At 68.4% G+C, this 17,107-nt stretch carries 18 protein-coding genes, 1 tRNA gene and 1 pseudogene; 11 read left to right on the forward strand and 9 right to left on the reverse strand.

The genetic code is table 11. From position 1 onward, the window contains the following. Positions 1-435: 435 nt before the first annotated feature. A pseudogene (locus AD72_RS37555) lies at positions 436-613 on the forward strand (IS3-like element ISAar45 family transposase); the annotation flags it as partial. 655 nt (positions 614-1,268) lie between these two features. Here AD72_RS37555 and AD72_RS10805 read toward each other — a convergent pair. Together AD72_RS10805 and AD72_RS10810 are read right to left on the reverse strand one after the other, a co-directional pair. Beyond that, a tRNA-Lys gene (locus AD72_RS10805) sits at positions 1,269-1,341 on the reverse strand. A 62-nt stretch (positions 1,342-1,403) separates the two neighbouring features. Continuing rightward, the gene (locus AD72_RS10810) at positions 1,404-2,060 is read right to left on the reverse strand and encodes a TetR/AcrR family transcriptional regulator (RefSeq protein ID WP_231644783.1); all 657 of its coding nucleotides are present in this window, start codon (positions 2,058-2,060) and stop codon (positions 1,404-1,406) included. Positions 2,061-2,121: 61 nt separating this feature from the next. On the opposite strand from AD72_RS10810, the gene AD72_RS10815 reads away from it, so the two are divergent. From AD72_RS10815 to AD72_RS10825, 3 genes are read left to right on the forward strand one after another with little or no spacing between them, the layout of a single operon-like run. Then, positions 2,122-2,487: a cupin domain-containing protein gene (locus tag AD72_RS10815; protein ID WP_031466328.1), complete on the forward strand. Its 366-nt coding sequence runs from the start codon at positions 2,122-2,124 to the stop codon at positions 2,485-2,487. A 32-nt stretch (positions 2,488-2,519) separates the two neighbouring features. Next, positions 2,520-3,071, forward strand: a complete 552-nt coding sequence (locus AD72_RS10820) for a DUF6578 domain-containing protein (protein WP_031466329.1) — start codon at positions 2,520-2,522, stop codon at positions 3,069-3,071. 27 nt (positions 3,072-3,098) lie between these two features. Then, a complete protein-coding gene (locus AD72_RS10825) occupies positions 3,099-3,500 on the forward strand; it encodes a YbjQ family protein (RefSeq protein WP_051898483.1) in 402 nt (133 codons plus the stop codon). A gap of 68 nt (positions 3,501-3,568) precedes the next feature. Here AD72_RS10825 and AD72_RS10830 read toward each other — a convergent pair whose 3' ends face one another. Beyond that, entirely contained in the window at positions 3,569-5,071 is a 1,503-nt protein-coding gene (locus AD72_RS10830; protein WP_031466331.1) for an FAD-dependent oxidoreductase, read from the reverse strand. Positions 5,072-5,075: 4 nt separating this feature from the next. Continuing rightward, on the reverse strand, positions 5,076-5,984 hold the full coding sequence (locus AD72_RS10835; protein ID WP_031466332.1) for an AurF N-oxygenase family protein: 909 nt from the start codon (positions 5,982-5,984) through the stop codon (positions 5,076-5,078). 145 nt (positions 5,985-6,129) lie between these two features. Between AD72_RS10835 and AD72_RS10840 the strand changes: the two genes are divergently transcribed. The 3 genes from AD72_RS10840 to AD72_RS10850 all read left to right on the forward strand — a co-directional run bounded on the left by AD72_RS10840 (position 6,130) and on the right by AD72_RS10850 (position 7,859). Then, positions 6,130-6,567: a winged helix-turn-helix transcriptional regulator gene (locus tag AD72_RS10840; RefSeq protein WP_031466333.1), complete on the forward strand. Its 438-nt coding sequence runs from the start codon at positions 6,130-6,132 to the stop codon at positions 6,565-6,567. Between the two features lie 178 nt (positions 6,568-6,745). After that, complete coding sequence (locus AD72_RS10845; protein ID WP_197284927.1) at positions 6,746-7,471, forward strand: alpha/beta fold hydrolase; 726 nt, start codon at positions 6,746-6,748, stop codon at positions 7,469-7,471. Between the two features lie 103 nt (positions 7,472-7,574). Continuing rightward, a complete protein-coding gene (locus AD72_RS10850; protein ID WP_197284928.1) occupies positions 7,575-7,859 on the forward strand; it encodes a nuclear transport factor 2-like protein in 285 nt (94 codons plus the stop codon). On the opposite strand, the gene AD72_RS10855 is transcribed toward AD72_RS10850, so the two are convergent. Continuing rightward, a complete protein-coding gene (locus AD72_RS10855) occupies positions 7,856-8,146 on the reverse strand; it encodes a YrhK family protein (protein WP_031466334.1) in 291 nt (96 codons plus the stop codon). The genes AD72_RS10850 and AD72_RS10855 overlap by 4 nt on opposite strands. 25 nt (positions 8,147-8,171) lie before the next feature. Further along, a complete protein-coding gene (locus tag AD72_RS10860) occupies positions 8,172-9,062 on the reverse strand; it encodes a formylglycine-generating enzyme family protein (RefSeq protein WP_031466335.1) in 891 nt (296 codons plus the stop codon). Between the two features lie 126 nt (positions 9,063-9,188). On the opposite strand from AD72_RS10860, the gene AD72_RS10865 reads away from it, so the two are divergent. After that, positions 9,189-9,458, forward strand: coding sequence for a hypothetical protein (locus AD72_RS10865; RefSeq protein ID WP_031466336.1), 270 nt, complete (start codon positions 9,189-9,191; stop codon positions 9,456-9,458). Positions 9,459-9,483: 25 nt separating this feature from the next. Beyond that, positions 9,484-11,313: a glutamine--fructose-6-phosphate transaminase (isomerizing) gene (gene glmS, locus AD72_RS10870; protein ID WP_031466337.1), complete on the forward strand. Its 1,830-nt coding sequence runs from the start codon at positions 9,484-9,486 to the stop codon at positions 11,311-11,313. On the opposite strand, the gene AD72_RS10875 is transcribed toward glmS, so the two are convergent. From AD72_RS10875 to AD72_RS10885, 3 genes are read right to left on the reverse strand one after another with little or no spacing between them, the layout of a single operon-like run. Then, positions 11,300-12,247, reverse strand: coding sequence for an SDR family NAD(P)-dependent oxidoreductase (locus AD72_RS10875; RefSeq protein WP_031466338.1), 948 nt, complete (start codon positions 12,245-12,247; stop codon positions 11,300-11,302). The two genes, glmS and AD72_RS10875, sit on opposite strands and share 14 nt — an antisense overlap. Continuing rightward, positions 12,244-13,473 carry an MFS transporter gene (locus tag AD72_RS10880; protein WP_051898484.1) on the reverse strand — a complete coding sequence of 410 codons (1,230 nt, stop codon included), beginning with the start codon at positions 13,471-13,473 and terminating at the stop codon, positions 12,244-12,246. The genes AD72_RS10875 and AD72_RS10880 overlap by 4 nt, the downstream gene beginning before the upstream one ends. A 25-nt stretch (positions 13,474-13,498) precedes the next feature. Then, on the reverse strand, positions 13,499-14,923 hold the full coding sequence (locus AD72_RS10885) for a DNA-3-methyladenine glycosylase 2 family protein (RefSeq protein WP_156365132.1): 1,425 nt from the start codon (positions 14,921-14,923) through the stop codon (positions 13,499-13,501). Between the two features lie 105 nt (positions 14,924-15,028). Between AD72_RS10885 and AD72_RS10890 the strand changes: the two genes are divergently transcribed. Both AD72_RS10890 and AD72_RS10895 read left to right on the forward strand, forming a co-directional pair. After that, positions 15,029-16,069 carry an NAD(P)/FAD-dependent oxidoreductase gene (locus AD72_RS10890; protein WP_031466341.1) on the forward strand — a complete coding sequence of 347 codons (1,041 nt, stop codon included), beginning with the start codon at positions 15,029-15,031 and terminating at the stop codon, positions 16,067-16,069. An 81-nt stretch (positions 16,070-16,150) separates the two neighbouring features. Next, positions 16,151-17,092 carry an NAD-dependent epimerase/dehydratase family protein gene (locus AD72_RS10895; protein WP_031466342.1) on the forward strand — a complete coding sequence of 314 codons (942 nt, stop codon included), beginning with the start codon at positions 16,151-16,153 and terminating at the stop codon, positions 17,090-17,092. Positions 17,093-17,107: the final 15 nt, after the last annotated feature.

Here is a 17,107-nt window from a genome sequence, read left to right on the forward strand (position 1 = left end):
CTTCCGCCTCCGTCGTCGCGGTCGAGCACAGACAGGACCATCACTTGCGGGTCCAGACAGTAAATATACTACACGTATATTTACTGTTGGCCGGGATGGGTCTTGTCGAGATCACTACGACTGGTAACACCGATGAGGTCTCGCCGAAGGTTCTGCGTCAACGACGACAGCACACGAGCGCCGACCTGGGAGGTCGTGCAGCGTCGGTCGACAGCCGGTGGCTGTCTCCTCAACCCAAGATGGCCAATCAGATCCATAGTTAATCGGACAGGGCATTTTTGTTGAAGATATCTTTGAGAAACGGATCGGCTACTGCGCAGGCGCCAGTGACGTTCGTGGTGAGGTTGGCGAATTCACCAGTAGTGAGGCCGGCTCGTACCTCATCAGCGTCCGTTGCCTTGGCGGGATTCGACCCGTTTTCGAGTGCGAGCCGGTTTCGAAACAGTTTCGGCGCGTCACGACATGGTCGGATCCATGGGCCGTGTCGGCGCGGCCGAGGATAACGCCGCCATCGGGAGTTTCTTCAGCCTGCTCCAGAAAACGTCCTCAACGGTCGCATCTGGGCCATCCGCGAACGCCTCGGGCCGCCATCGTGCCCTGGATCGAAGGACGGTGCTGACGGTGCGGCGTTCTATGCCGAATTGTTCGCCGAGTTCGTAGACGGTGGCCCCGGTTTGGTAGCGGTGATGAGCTCCTGGGTCTGCTAGTCGGTGAGTTGGCGTGCCCGTTTCGGAGGCCGCTGCCGGGCGGGGTCTGGGGCGGGTGTATCGAGCGGGGCAGTTTCTTCCGAAGGTTTTCGAGGGCTATGAACTGGTCCTTCGGGCTGTAATGAGCTCCCCCCAAAGGTCCAGGTTGGCGACAGTCGCCTCAGCACGACACCCAGTGCCCTGTCGCGAGACCCCAGGCTCGCAGCAGCAACGTCATGACGAGCTCAATAGCAGCAACGCAACTTTGCTTTCCTGATCGCCACATCAACAGTCCCGCACACGAACTCGACAGGCCCACAATCCGAGGCCGCAAGCGTGACTCGCGAGGATACGAAAGTTCATACCGTCCGTAGCTTGCCCGACCAGACACCCCATATCGCGGGATCACTATCTGCAGCCAGGCCAGGCAGGCCGATCAACACCGCCGACCACTGTCCACTCCGGACCAGCACCAGCACAGCAGTGAAAATCGAGCACCCACGGAGCACCACGCGGCCGTTCCCACCAGCAAAGATGATCACGAAACCAGAGAAATACCAGGTCAAACCCGGTGCTAGCGAGTGGGCCGCCTGGGGCTCGAACCCAGAACCTACGGATTAAAAGTCCGCAGCTCTACCAATTGAGCTAACGGCCCGCAGCCGGGAGTCTATCGGGTGACGGTGAACCGTTCGGGGGCGGGTGCGTGCGGCGCGCGGGTCACTTGGTGAGCAGGCCTTCGACGAGGGCACGCAGCCCGTACGCGTAGGTGTCCTCGGCGCACAACGCGGGCCAGCGCCCGGCGATCGCGGACAGTCGCGGCAGCTCGGGCTTGTCGAGTCGCCGGAACACGGTGTCGCGATAGGCGGGCCGGTCGAGCTCGGCGCGCTTGCGGTCGGCGCTGGCGCGCACGAGGATTTCCCCGACGGTGTAGTACCAGACGCTGCGGTAGAGGTGCACCGCTTCGTCCGCCGGGCAGCCGTGTTCCATGGCGGCATCGACGATGGCCTCGACCATCCACAGTGCGGCGTCCCCGATGAGGTCGTCGGCGGTGAGTACTTCGACGAGCCATGGCCAGCCGGCGAGGGCGTCGTGCATCACGGTGGCGGCGGCGAGGATCCGCTCCACGGGTTCGCGCGGCAGTTCGCGGCGCGGGATCCGGTCGGCGTAGTCGTCGAGCAGTGCGGCGAGTAGTTCTTCGCGGTCCCGGACATGGTGGTAGAGCGTGGTCGGGGCGACTCCGGCGCGCGCGGCGAGCTTGCGCATGGTCAGCCGTTCCCAGCCCTCGTCGTCAATGAGCTCGCGCGCGGCGCTCAGGATCTGGGCGCGGGAGGTGCGCGGTGGACGGCCGGTACGGCCCCGTTCCGGTGCTGCCATGCCCTCCATCATCGCAGCAGCCCGCTCGACAATGGGGCACCCGCGATGCTAGTTTTCGAACATGTTCGAAAAGTCGATCGATCTCTTCGAGTCGGTGATCCAGCTGCACGGGGACGGGCTGCTCGCCGCGACCGACCGCCGCGCGGATCCGGGGATGTGGACGGTGGGCGCCTTTCACGCCGCGGACGACAAGGCAGTGCATGCCGACGTCTGGGAGCGGCATCCGGGCGCGTACGAACTGCTCTATGTCACCAAGGGCGCGGTCCGGGTGCACCTGCGCGAGGGCGGCGAACCGGTGACGGTCGGCGCGGGGAACTGTTATGTGGTACCGAAAAACACCTGGCACCGGCTCACCGTGGTGGAGCCGACCGACCTGCTCACCATCAGCCCGCGGGCCGAGACGCAGCACGAGCGCAGGACGGACTGACGGCGGCGCCCACGCGGGCGTACGGTCGGGCGATGACGATCTGGCCGATCATGGTGGAGGGCTGGCAGATCGAGTGCTGCCTGACGCCGCCCGCCGTCGGGGATGCGGTCGAGTGGCAGCTGTGCTGGCTGACCCCGGAAGCGCACGGTGAGCTCGCGGTCCAGGAGTGCGTGTACCCGGAGGAGACTCCGCTGACACCGGCCGATTCCGCGGAGCACGAACCGGGGATCCTGCTCCGTTCGGGAGGGCTCTCGGCCTGGTCACTGACACCGACCTTGCCGGTGCATCCGCGCGGATACCTGTCCGAAGATCACCATGGCTGGATTCCACCCGAAATGCCCGCCACCCAGGGCATCGTCCGGGAGATCAGTGTCGTGACCATCGAGTACGGACGGTCGGAACAAGGGCGGCTCACGGGAGCTGTCGCGGGAACCTCCAAGAGGCGCCCGGTCACCAGCAGCCCCAAGCAGTTCGACGCGGCGGAGCTGATGGACGCGAACATCGCGCACCCGCGCAACGAGATCGGCATTCTGGTCGATTTGGATGTCCGCGATCGGCCCGGTTCGCCCGTCGACGCGCGGTGACCGGCCCTACTCGGCTAGAGTCCCCGCATGGGTCAGCCGATGCAGTATCAGCAGCAGCAACAACAGCAGCAGTACCAGCAGCCGCAGTTCCCGATCCCTATCTCGACGATGAACGATATGCCCGGGTTCCGGGTGGTCCGGGTGTTCGGCGAGGTGTTCGGGCTGACGGTGCGCAGCCGGAACATGTTCTCCAACATGGGGTCGGGCTTCAAAGCAATGGCCGGTGGTGAGCTCAAGGGGCTTTCGAAGCTGCTCTCCGATTCGCGCTATGAGGCGCTGGGCCGGATGTGCCAGGAAGCGATGACCTACGGCGCGAACGCGGTGCTCGCGATGCGGTTCGACTGCAACGAGATCGGCGGGGCGGCCAGCGAGATCGCCGCCTACGGAACGGCGGTCTACCTGGTCGCGGACGGCTCCCAGCAGCAGTAGTCCAGCAGTAGCAGCAGCCCGGCGGCACGCGCGGAGACCGGAACCCGGTCTCCGCGCGGCGATCAGCGCTATCGGCGGCCGAGGCGCAGTTTCGGCAGCCACCGCCGGGTCTTGGGCAGCGCACCCGCCACGGCGTCCTCGAGCAGTGCGCCGACGGTTTCGTTCGCGCAGGCCCGGTTGGTGCCGATGCCGCCGGAAGGGCCGCGTTTGATCCAGCCGACGACGTAGCTGCCGGGCACCCCGTCGACGCGTCCTCGGGTGTTCGGCACGATGCCGCGGTTCTCCTCGAACGGCAGGCCGGGCAGCGCGGTCCCCCGGTAGCCGACGGCGCGGACGACCCGCCCGGCCGCGATCTCGGTTTCCGCATCCGCACCGGTGACCCGCAGCGCCCGAACCTGGGTGTCACCGAGGAATTCGACGGGCGCGGAGTGGAAGCGCAGCACGATGCGGCGCTTCTCGTACGGCGGCGGCGCGGACCAGTCGACGGTCTCCCGCCGCACTCCCTTGAGCAGTCCGGCTTTGTCGGTCTCCCCCGACTGCTCGATGATCCGGGACACCTCCGGGTCGTGTTCGTCCACGATCAGCTCGACGGCGTCCTGCTGGGCGAGCGCGCGCAGTTCGGGCATGGTGTACGCGGCGTCCTCGGGTCCGCGCCTGCCGAGCAGCACGACCTCGCGGACCTTGCTGGAGCGCAGCTGGGCAAGGGCGTGCGGCGCGATCGTCGTGTCCACAAGGGTTTCCGGATCGGCGGTGAGGATCCGGGCCACGTCGAGGGCGACGTTTCCGTTGCCGATCACCACGATCCGCTCGGCGGAGAGGTCGACGGCATCGGCGCGGACATCGGGATGGCCGTTGTACCAGGCGACCGCGGTGGTCGCGGCGAGGCTGCCGGGCAGTTCCTCACCGGGAAGGCCGGTGCTGCGCGCGGCCGAGGCCCCGACCGCGTAGATCACCGCGTCGTGGCGCGCGGACAGTTCCTCCGCGCTCACATCCACGCCCACCTCGCAGCCGAGCCGCAGGCGCAGGCGCGGATGGTTGTGGAACCGCGCGAAGGTGTGCTGGATCTTCTTGGTGGACGGATGATCGGGCGCGACGCCGTAGCGCACGAGCCCGCCGGTGTCCCGCAGCCGGTCCACGAGGGTGACCCGGGAATTGGTGTGCAGCAACAGATCCTCGACCGCGTACATTCCGGCCGGACCCGCGCCGACCACCACGACATCCAGCGCGGCGAAGTCGCTCGGCAGCACCCGGTCGAAGGTGGGCGGCCCCCACTCGTGGAAGTTCGGCTTCGGATCGGCCTTGGCGGCGACCGGTTCCCGCTCGGCGTAGTAGGCGGCGTTCACCTCGGCGTAGGGCCGCAGCGTCTCGCTGAGCTGGTCCACCGGGAAGATCGCGTCGACCGGGCAGGCATCGGCGCAGGCCCCGCAGTCGATGCAGGCCTGCGGATCCACGTACAGCATGTCCGTGCTGCCGAAGTCCGGCTCGTCCGGCGTGGGATGGATGCAGTTGACCGGGCAGACCGACACGCAGGAGGCGTCGTTGCAGCAGGTCTGGGTGATCGCGAACGGCATGGGCTCAGATGAGGTTGGCGCGCTTGTAGAACCAGGTCGAGGCCTTGGTGAGCAGCCCTGCGGAGTCCAGGAACTCCATCAGTCCCGCGCAGCTCGAGCGCAGCATCGACTTGTGCTGCTCGTTGGCCTTCGCCTCGCGGAGCGCCCGCTTGGTATCCAGTCCGGCGTTGGCGTACACCTTCTTGTTCACCATGCTGCCGACGATGCAGTAGGAGGCGATGGCCACCACGACAGCGTTGATCTGACGGCGCACCCAGCCCGCGCCCTCGAGGCGTTCCTTGGTTTCCTCGCGGGCGAACTTCATGTGCCGGGATTCCTCCACGACGTGGATGTTGTTGACCGTGCGCACGAACGGCACCACCCGCTCATCGCGCATCCAGTCCCGCTGCATGACGTCGAGGACTTCCTCGGCGACGAGGATCGCGGCGTAGGCGGCCTCCCCGAAGGCCACCGTCTTGAACGCCCTGCCGAGTTCGACCACGATCCGGCTCGGCCGGTAGGCGGGCGCGCGCAGTTTCGCCGCTCCCCTGGCGAACATGATCGAGTGCCGGCATTCGTCGGCGATCTCGGTGAGCGCCCACTGAAAGGCAGGATCGGTCGGGTCCTTGGCGTAGAAGTCACGCAGGATCATCTGCTGCAGGATCATCTCGAACCAGATGCCGGTGCTGGCCACCGAGGCCGCTTCCTGGCGGGTGAGCTCGCGCTTCTGGTCCTCGGTCATCTCGTTCCAGTACGCGGTGCCGTACAGGGTGCTCCATTCCGGACTCGCACCGTGGTAGTCGGTGTCCAGCGGCGTCTCCCAGTCGACCTCGGTGTTCGGGTCGAAGGAGAGCGCCTCGGAAGAGTCGAGCAAGCGGCGCGCGATCTCCTCCCGCTCGGCCGGCTCGGTCGCGGAGCTGGTGCTGCTGGTCATGAGCCCTCCTAGGAGAGGCGCTGGTAGGTCATGGTGTTACCAACGGTAACACATACCTCCGCAAGCACCGGAACGTGACGCCCGACACGCCGGAATTGTCAGTACTAACCTGGAACTAGTTGCGAATCACCACAGGGAGGCGCCGATGGCCGAACACGTCACGTTCCAGCACGGACAGGCATTTCTCGCCGCGATCGCGGAGCGCTGGAACTACCAGATCCTGCGCGAGGTGTTCTTCGGCGTGCACCGCTTCGGCGAACTCAAGCGCGCGCTCGGGATCTCGGCGAACATCCTCACCGCGCGGCTTTCCGACCTCACCGAGCTGGGCATGTTGGACAAACGCGCCTACCGGGAGGACAAGCCCTGGTACGAGTACCGGCTCACCGAGGCCGCCCGTGAGCTGGTGATCCCCGCCGTCGTCGCGGTGACCCGCTGGGCGGAGACCAGGGCGAACGGTCAGGATCCGAACAATCGGGCACTGCTGCACACCGGCTGCGGTAACCGCACCGAGCCCTACCTCGCCTGCGACAGCTGCCACGAACCCATCGAGGCGGCCACTCTCGTTCCACTAGTAGCAAATTGACACTAGTTGTGAGACGCTACCAGTAGGACGACGGAGGAGTACCGATGACCGACTGGTGTGCGGACATGACGACGGAACTGATCCCGACCTCGCTCGGGCTGATCAATGTGCGGCACGGCGGCCACGCGGACGGCCCGGCCATGGTGTGCTGGCCGAGCCTGATGATGGACGGGACGATGTGGCGCTATCAGTACGAGCACTTCGCCCCGACGCATCGCATGGTGCTCATCGACAGCCCGGGCCACGGCGAGTCCGAGGCGCTGCGCAAGCTCATCGACCTTTCATCGACCTCAAGGACTGTGCGGATGTGCTGGTGACCGTCCTGGACGCGCTGGGTATCGGAAAGTGCGTGCTGGTGGGCAACAGCTGGGGCGGCATGCTCGCGGGCGTGTTCCCCGCCTACTACCCGGAGCGGACCACGGCGGCGATCGGGATCAACTGCACCGCCTCGCTGCCGACGATGTTCGAGAGCGTGTGGGCGAGCGTGCTCGCCGGTTATCTCGCGCTGCACGCGCGAATGCCCCGGATCGCCGCGCGCGCCGCACGTGCCGCGTTCGGCGGCCCCACCGCGGAGGCGAGCAATCCGGAATTCCTGAGATTCACCCGGTTCGTGCTCCGCGATGATCCGAAATCCGTTTCCTGGGCGCTGCGCAGTGTCCTGATCGGGCGCAAGGACGAACACCGCAGGCTGGCGAGCATCCCCGCGGACATCCCGGTGCTCATCATCGCGGGCGAGGAGGACAGCCAGTTCCCGGTTCCCGCGGTCCGGAAAATGGCCGATGCCATTCCGAACGGCACCTTCCGCTTGCTCCCGCACACCGCGCACCTGGCCGCACGGGAGAACCCGCGCGCGGTGAACGCGGAGATCGACACCTTCCTGGCCGCTGTCGAAAAGGAGCACTGAGCATGCACGCCGCGGAGACCCCGGACTGGGTCCGGCAGTTCATGCACGAGACGACACCCTGGAATTCGGCGAAGGATTCGCGAACCTGACCGAGGAGACCGAGATGTTCTTCGGCACCGCGCACCTCGTGGGTGCCGAGGCCATCAAGGCATTCTTCGTGCAGATCGACGAACCACTCGATATCACCCACGAGGTGCTCGAATTCTGGACCACCGGGGAGGGCAGCTGCTTCCTGCGCGGCGAGGCCCGGATGGCCAAGAAGACCGAACCGGACACCATCGTGCGGGCCCCGTTCATGCACCTGTTCACCTTCACCGAAGGCGAATCCCGGCGCATCCGGACATTGCGGATCACCGCGGGCCCGCTGCGCACCGATGCCGTGCTCTAGAAATCGTGCGCGGCGGCGTGCTCCCGGTCCGGGGCGATGCGGCGCAGGTGCACCCTGCGGGTCAGCCGGATCAGCGGCCGGACGAGCATCTCGATGCTGCCGAGCACGAACAGCCAGGTGCCCGCATAGGTGGTGGTTCCGGAGAGGAACAGGAAACTGCCCACCAGGAACCAGATCCCGATCAGGATGTCGTTGACGATGCTCGCGACCTCGTAGCGCTGCCGGATCACCAGTTCGTCATGTCCGAAATGCACCACGATCGGCCGCTCGCCTGCGGATGAAGCCATGCCCCGGAAGTTATCGCGCGCCGGATCAGGCCACCGGATCGGCCGCACAGCGGAAACCGAGGTTGCCACTGGAACTGTCCGGGGTGTTCGCGGTGCGCGCCGCGACCCGGTATCGGTTGCAGTAGGACTCGTGGCACAGATAGGAACCACCGCGCATCGCGCGGGCGCCCTGGCTGCCGTCGAACCAGTCGGCGCACCATTCCCAGACGTTGCCGGAGGTGTTGTAGAGACCGAAACCGTTGGGGGAGAACGCATCCACTGGTGCGGTTCCGCGGTACCCGTCCTCGCCGGTGTCCCGGACCGGGAACTTGCCCTGCCAGATATTGCACCGGTGTTCCCCGCCCGGGGTCAGTTCCTCGCCCCAGGGATACCGGGCCTGGCTCAGCCCGCCGCGCGCCGCGTACTCCCATTCGGCCTCGGTGGGCAGCCGCCGGCCAGCCCAGGCGCAGTAGGCCTGCGCGTCCTGCCAGGAGATGTGCACCACCGGGTGGTCCCAGCGGCCGTCGAGTTCGCTGCCCGGGCCCTCCGGGTACCGCCAGTACGCCCCGGCGACCCCGCACCACCACGGTGTCTGCTCCGGCCGCGGGGATTCCTTGCGCAGCGCCCCTGGCAGGAACCGGGCGAACACATAGCTCCAGCCGAACCGTTCCGCCTCCGTCCGGTACCCGCTCGCGTCCACGAACTCGGCGAACCGCGCATTGGTCACGCAGTAGGGCTCGATCGCGAATGCCGCCACCGATACCTCGCGCACCGGTCCCTCGGCATCGTCGGGAAAGCCGTCGGTGTCCTCGGTGCCCATCAGGAAGGTGCCACCGGGCAGCGAGACCAGCTCTCCCCCGGAACCGCCGCCCGGGAACGCGGGGGTCTCCGCTTCCGCCGCTCCCGAGGCACGGGACGGCGGACAGCACTCCGACATGGCTTCGGCACCTCCTACGGCGATGGACCGGTTCCATCCTGCCATCCGGGCTCAGGTAACCAATCCTGCCCGATATCGGGCAGGAAACTTGTCCCGGCACCCGCATCGGTGTCAGGCTTCGCCGATGTGAGCAGCTGGACGTCCCCGGAGCTGGTTCGCCATCTCGTCGCCTCGACCGGGCTACCCGCATCCGTCGCGGAACGTGTCCTCGCGGATGTGATCGGTTACTTCGGTGAGACGGCCGAGGAGTACGTGCGGCGCAGGCATGCCGAACTCAAACGCCGCGGCAGGCGCAATCCGGAGATCTGGCGCAGCCTCGCGGCCGAGATGTCGGGACGCCCGTTCACCGCGCCCACGCTGAGCGAGCGCCAGCTGCGCCGGATCGTCTACGGCTGAACCTACTGATGGGAGCACCGGAACCATGTGCGGAATCGTCGGTTACATCGGGTTTCGCGAGGCCACTCCACTGCTGCTGGAGGGCCTGCGGCGGCTGGAATACCGCGGCTACGACTCGGCGGGCCTCGCGGTCTCCGGGCGCCGGGGCAAACCGCGGATCGCGAAGGTGGCCGGGCGGGTCGCGGATCTGCGCGATGCCGTGGACCCGGCCAGGACCGGCGGCACCGGGATCGCGCACACCCGGTGGGCGACCCACGGCGAGGCCACCGATGCGAACGCGCACCCGCACACCGATCCCGGCGGCCGGATCGCGGTGGTGCACAACGGCATCTTCGAGAACGCGGAATCCCTGCGCGCCCAGCTCACCGCCGAGGGCGCGGTGTTCGCCTCGGAGACCGACACCGAGGTGCTGACCCATCTGATCGCCGCGGCACTCGAGGCCGGGGCGAGCTCGCTCGAGGATGCGGTCCGCACGGCGCTGCGCCCGGTCGAGGGTGCCTACGGCATCGCGGTGCTCGACGGACAGCGCCCGGACGAGCTCGTGGTGGCCCGCCAGGGCAGCCCGCTGGTGCTCGGGGTCGGCGAGAAGGAGATGTTCATCGCCTCCGATGTGGCCGCGCTCGTCCGGCACACCCAGCGCGCGGTCTTCCTCGACGACGGGGAACTGGCCACCGTGAACGCCGAGGGCTACCGCACCTCGACCCTGGACGCGCGGCCCACGGACAAGCAACCGGTCACCGTCGGCGTCGTGGAGGAGGACTATCAGCTCGGCGAGTTCCCGGACTTCATGCGCAAGGAGATCGCCGAGCAGCCGGACGCGGTCACCCGGGCGCTGCGCGGTCGCCTCGACGAACGCTTCGCCACGGTGCGCCTGGACGGGACCGGCCTGGACGCGCGCGACCTGCGCTCGATCCGCCGGGTGAAGTTCCTCGGCTGCGGATCCGCCTACTACGCGGGCGAGCTCGGCGCCAACCTGGTCGAGGAACTGGCCAGGATTCCCGCGGACGCCGAACCCGCATCGGAATTCCGGTACCGCAATCCGGTCGTGGAGTCCGACACCCTCTACATCGCGGTGAGCCAGTCCGGGGAGACCCTGGACACGCTCGCCGCCGTGGAAGAGCTCAACCGCAAGGGCGGGCGGGTCATCGGCGCGGTCAACGGAGTCGGCAGCGCGATCGCACGGGCCTGCGGGGCGGGGCTGCTGCTGCACGCCGGTCCGGAGATCTCCGTCGCCTCCACCAAGGCGGTCACGAACATGTCGGTCTCGTTCGCCATGCTCGCGCTGCTACTCGGCAGGGTTCGTGATCTCTCCACCGCGAACGGCCAGCGCATCGTCACCGCGCTGCGCTCGCTTCCCGGGCAGATCGAGGAGATCCTGCGCGCCGAAGAACAGATCGCCGAGGCCGCACGGCGTTACGCGGACGCGCGGAACATGTTCTTCATCGGGCGCACCCGCTGCTGGCCGACCGCGCGCGAGGGAGCCCAGAAACTCAAGGAGATCTCCTATGTGCACGCCGAGGCCTACCACGCGGCCGAGCTCAAACACGGGCCGCTTGCGCTGATCGACGAGTCCATGCCCAGTGTCGTACTGGCCCCGGACGACGAACTTTTCGCCAAGAACATCAGCGCGATGGAACAGATCAAGGCCCGCGGCGGCCCGATCATCGCGGTCACCAACACCACGCTGCCGCACGGTCTCACCGATACCGTCATCCGGGTGCCGCACAACTCACCGGAACTCGACCCGATCCTGCTCAGTGTTCCGCTGCAGCTGTTCGCCTACCACTTCGCGTCCACTTTGGACCGGGATATCGACAAACCGAGAAATCTCGCGAAAAGCGTCACGGTCGAATGAGCCCGGCCGAGTACTCCTCCAGACGCTGCGCGGCGGCGGGATCGAGCGCATAGGAACGCACCCCGCGCAGCGTGCCGTCCTGCGGGGCGGGTTCGGCGATCTCGCAGTCCTCGCAGTACACCCCGCCGATTTCGCGCAGTCGCGGCGCGGTGGCCGCCCACACCTGCGTCGCCGCGCCCTGTTCCGGCGTCTTGAAATCCGGGTCCACCACGGTTCCCTCGGCGTCCACCCAGCCGCGCTCGATCATCTCGGCGCGGCTGAGATGGCGCTGCAGACCGGTCAGGATGGGGCCGGGATGTACGGCGAAGGCACGGATCCCGTGCTCGGCACCGATCGCGTCGAACCGCACCGCGCACAGGACGTTCGCGGTCTTGGCCTGTCCGTAGGCAAGCGTGCGGTCATAGCCGGTGGTGAACTGCGGATCCGCCCACCGGATGTCCGAGAAATGGTGTGCCAGCGAGGAAACCAGCACCACCCGCGCTCCCCCGCCCCTGGCCAGCGCGGGCCAGAGCAGGCCGAACAAAGCGAAATGACCGAGGTGGTTGACCGCGAACTGGGCCTCCCATCCCGGACCCACGCGGGTTTCCGGGCATTCCATCAGTCCCGCGCTGCCGATGGCGATGTCGATCCCGCGCCCCTGTGCCAGGAAACCTTCGGCGAACGCGCGGATATCGCGCTGCTCCGCCAGATCCAGCGCGGCGATCTCGACCCGGTCGAGCCCGGCCAGTGCCCGCCGCGCCTGTTCCGGGCGGCGCGCGGGAACCAGCACCGTGGCACCGGCCTCGTGCAGCGCGCGGCTCGTAGCGAGCCCGATACCCGAATAGCCGCCCGTGACGAGGGCGAGCCGACCGGAAAGATCCAGCCCGCGCAACACTTCCGCCGCGGTGCTCCGATAACCGAATCCCGAACCGATCGGCCGCTGTCTTTTCGTCATACCCGCACGCTAGGGGCTGGAGCACCCTCCAGGTCAACTGTCCGTGCGGCGCGCAGGATCCCGAGCACACCGAGCAGCGCGAGGCAGCCGATCACCACCGCGAACACCAGCACCGCGATGAACAGCGAGCTGAGGTCCGCCACGATCCCCACCCCGAGCACCGGCAGCGCGACCCCGAGATACAGGCAGATGTTGAACGCGGCGGCGAGCTCCGCGCGGTTGTTCCCCGCCGCGAGCCGGTTCAACCGCGCCTGAGCGCCGAGGAAACCGAGCCCGAGACCGGTCCCGTCCAAGACCGCGCTGGCGGACAACCACAGCACCGAGCGTTCCGGAAACGCGAGCACGAGCGCGGCCAGCCCGCACCCGAGCAGCAGCAACCCGCCCAGCTGGGCACGGTTCTCGTCGAGGGTGCGGCACAGATACTGGGTGAGCGCGGCGATCGCGAGCATCGCGAAGGGCACCGAACCGAGTACCGCGAGATCGGCCGTGCCCAGCAGCGCGGCGGCATAGCTCGGCACCACGGAGGTGTAGAGCGCGCCGACCGACCACACCGTGAAGACCACGAGCCCGGTTCGCGCGAAGGCCCGGCGCGCACCGACCGGGACGGCGGGGATCCGGATCCGGTAGCGCTGTGTCCCGCGCGGTGGCTCCGGCCAGTTCCGCACCAGCAGCAGCCCGGCGGCGATCCCGAGGAGTGCCACGGTTTCCACCGCATAGCTGAGCCAGTACGGTCCGGGAGCGTACTGCGCGAGCACCCCGGCGAGCAGTGGACCGCCCGCCCCGCCGCCCGCGACCGCGATCGTCGCCCATGCCGCGGCCCGGTGCGGTTTCCCGTGCGGTTCCGTTTCCACGAGCGCCGCGGTCGCCGCTCCGGTCGCGGTACCGACCGCGAGGCCCTGTACCGCGCGGCCCGCCAGCAGCCAGCCGAAATCCGGGGCCACCGCGAGCAGCAGCGATCCGGCCGCGGCCGCGAGGAGGCCGAGCATCAGGGTCCGCCTGCGCCCGAAGAGATCGGCGAACCGGCCGAACACGATCAGCGCGGGAATCAGGGCGACGGCGTAGGTGGCGAAGACCAGGGTGAGCAGCGTGGCGCTCAGCGCGAACCGGGAATGGTAGAGAACATACAGCGGGGTGGGTATCTCGGTGCCCGCGATGAGGGCGAACAAGGCCGCCGCGGTCAGCCGGAAACCGGCGCCGGACACACGTTTCCTCGAAAGGGTATACATTCGCTTTCCTCGAAAAGGAGTTGTTTCAGGCGATACAAGCGGACGGATCGCTGTCGGCGAGCGACCACAGGGACAACTGCGCATACGAGCGCCAGGGCCGCAGTCCTTCGGTGGATATCCGGTTCTTACCCAGCGCAGCCCTGGTAAACGGGTGCTCCGGCAGGAACACGTCGGGGTCCTTGGTTCCGGTCAACAGCACATAATCGGTATCCGCGGCAGCAAGATAGCGACCGGATCGCAATTCCTCGGCCCAGCGGTGCGGATTCACCGACGGATCCAGGGCACCGGAACGAATTCCCGCGCAGATCCGCCGGACGCGGTCCCGGAATTCCTCGGCGCCGGGCCAGGATCGCTCGCAGGCGCGCAGGATCGCGGCGGCTCCGGGGAAGGCGTGCGTGACCGTTCCGGGCGGCGCGCCGAGCACCGGCCCGGACTCGGCCAGCAAGCGCGCCGCCATCCGGGCGCTGCGCTCGGGATCGGTGGCCTCGCCGAGGGCCGCGCGCACCAGCAGCTCGGCCGGGTCGACGTGACACGGCACCCGGACTCCGGGGCGGGCGAGCGCGGCGATGAGCGGATTCCCGCGCAGCACCTCCCAGACGGCCACGGGATCGGCGTCCAGATCGAACAGTCGTCGGCACCGGCTGATCGCGGCGGTGAGGTCGCGCGGATCGTCCAGATACAGCCGCGCCGTGACCTGGTCCGCCGCGACGTCCAGCTCGGCGAGCGCGTACCCGTTCGGTAGGGTCAGCGCCCTGCGATACCGGTTCCCGGTGACCTCCTCGAGCCCCGGGATCGCCCGCGCGGCAAGGAAAGCGAGTACCCCGGCCCCGTCGAAGGGTGCGCGGGCCGCGAGTTTCACCGTGAGACAGCCCGCGTTGTCGCCCACGCGACCGGGCGCTTGCGAGCGGATCGCGGTCGGGGTGCGCGCGTAGACGTCCCTGATCGTCTCGTTGAACTGGCGCAGGGTGGAGAATCCCGCGGCCTCGGCGACCCCGGTGACCGGGATATCCGTGGTCTCGAGCAGGATCCGGGCGGTGTGCGCGCGTTGCGCCCTGGCCACCGCACGCGGCCCGACCCCGAGCTCGGCCACCATCTGCCGGTGCAGATGCCGCGCCGAATAGCCGAGACCGGCCGCGAGCCCGCCGACCCCGATCCGGTCCACCACGCCGTCGGCGATCAGCCGCATTGCCCGCCCGACCACATCGGTGCGGATGTCCCACTCCGGCGAGCCGGGGCTCGCGTCCGGACGGCAGCGTTTGCAGGCGCGGAACCCGGCCGCCTGGGCGGCAGCCGCACTGCGGTAGAAGGTCACGTTCTCCCGCCGTGGCGCACCGGGACAACTGGGACGGCAGTAGATGCCGGTGGTGCGCACCGCGGAGTAGAAGAGCCCGTCGAAGCGGGTATCGCGGCTCACCACCGCGCGCCAGCAACGTTCGAAGTCCAGGGGCACGCGTTCAGCCTGGCACCGCGGACCGCACCGTGACTAGCGGCTATCGGACGCGCACAACTTTGCGTTTTCAGCAACAGAACTTGCTCGTTCTCCACTCGCGTCCGCATGCTGGCCGTGGAGGTGGTCGAGGTGACCGGAGAGCTGAACAACAGCTATGACGTGGTGGTGATCGGCGGAGGGGCCGCGGGTCTGAACGGTGCCCTGATGCTGGCGCGAGCCCGGCGTTCGGTGCTGGTGATCGATGCGGGAACGCCGCGCAACGCACCGGCGGCCGGGGTGCACGGGCTGCTCGGCCTGGACGGGACCCCGCCCGCGGAACTGCTCGCCCGCGGCCGCGCGGAGGTGCGCGGCTACGGCGGCGAGGTGACAACCGGCGAGGTGTCCGCGGTGTCCACAACGGACAGCGGGTTCGCGGTGACGCTCACCGACGGCCGCCGGGTACGGGCACGGCGGCTGCTGGTCACCACCGGACTGGTGGACGAGCTCCCCGAGGTGACCGGGCTGCGGGACCGCTGGGGCCGGGATGTGCTGCACTGCCCGTACTGCCACGGATGGGAGGTACGCGACCGGGCAATCGGGATCCTCGGCGGGCCGATGGGCATGCATCAGGCGCTGTTGCTGCGCCAGTGGAGTTCCGAGGTCACCCTGTTCACCCACACCATGCCGGAGCCGGACGCGGAACAGGCCGAACGCCTTGCCGCGCGCGGGATCGCGGTGGTGCCCGGCCGGGTTCGCGCGCTCGAGGTGCACGAGGACCGGCTCACCGGGGTCCGCATCGAGGACGGCACGGTGATCGAGCGCGAGGCGCTGGTGGTCGGTCCGCGAATGGTGGCGCGCGCCGGATTCCTCGCCGGACTCGGACTGCACCCGGTGGAACACCCTTCGGGGGCGGGCGAGCACATCCGCACCGATGCGAGCGGGCGCACCGAGGTACCGGGCGTCTGGGCCGCGGGCAATGTCACCGAGCTGACGGCGCAGGTGGGCGCCGCCGCGACGGCCGGGGCCGGGGCGGGCGCGCAGATCAATGCCGACCTGATCACCGAGGACACCGAGCGCGAACTACGGGTCTACCGGGACCCGTTCTCCGCCGAGTCCGAAGCGCAGCTGTGCGCGCAGGTGATGGGCGACCGCAGGCACGGAATGTGAGGTAGAGCAAGTTTAGTGCGTACCTCCAATTGTAGTTATAAGCTCTAACTAGCGAGAGAGTCTATAACTATGGAGGACGGTATGACGAACGATGTGCACGTGGTACTCGGCGCGGGCCCCGCGGGGACGACACTGGCCACCGAACTCGCCGGACGCGGGCACCGGGTACGGCTCGGTGCCCGCACCCACCGGGGCGCGCCGATCGAGGGCGTGCAGCGGGTGACCGTGGACGTGTCCGATCGCGAGCAGTTGCGCGCGGCGGTGGCCGGGGCGGCGGTGCTGTATCACTGCGTGAACGTGCCCTATCAGGATCAGGTGGCGCTGATGCCCGGGATCCAGGAGGCGATCCTGGACGCGGCGGGCGAGGCCGGGGCGCGGCTGGTGGTGCTGGACACGCTCTACCCGTACGGGGACACGCAGGGCGCCCCGATGACCGAGCGGACCCCGATGACCGCCACCACCGCGAAGGGCCGGATGCGGGCCGAACTGGACCGCGTCTATCTCGCCGCGCACGAACAGGGGCGGGTTTCGGTAGCACTGGGCAGGGCCGCGGACTTCTTCGGTCCCGGGGTGCTCAACTCCACCCTCGGCGGCGGTGTGTTTCCCGGGGCGATCACCGGCGGCGAGATCGTCACGCTCGGGAACATCGAGCTGCCGCACAGCTACAGCTTCATCGAGGATGTGGCCGCGGGGCTGGCCACCCTCGGCGAGAATCCGCGCGGGGACGGACTGGTGTGGCATCTGCCCGCGGCGCCCGCCGTCTCGACCAGGGAGATTCTGGATCGCATCGGCACGCTGCTCGGCACCCGACTCGAGCCGGCCGTGCTCACCGAACCGCGCCCCGCGGGCCCGTTCGACGCGACCCTGATGTCCGAGTACGCCGAGCTCTTCTACCAGAACACGACGAGCCAGATCATGGTCACCGAGGCGTTCACCGAGGCCTTCGGCGTGACCGCGACCCCGCTCACCACGGCCCTGGACCGCACCATCGCGTGGTACCGCGCATTCCTCTCCGGGGCCTAGCGGAGTTCGGCTGGT

It is taken from the genome of Sciscionella sediminilitoris (genome assembly GCF_000737195.2).
GTDB classification, from domain to species: Bacteria; Actinomycetota; Actinomycetes; order Mycobacteriales; family Pseudonocardiaceae; genus Sciscionella; species Sciscionella sediminilitoris.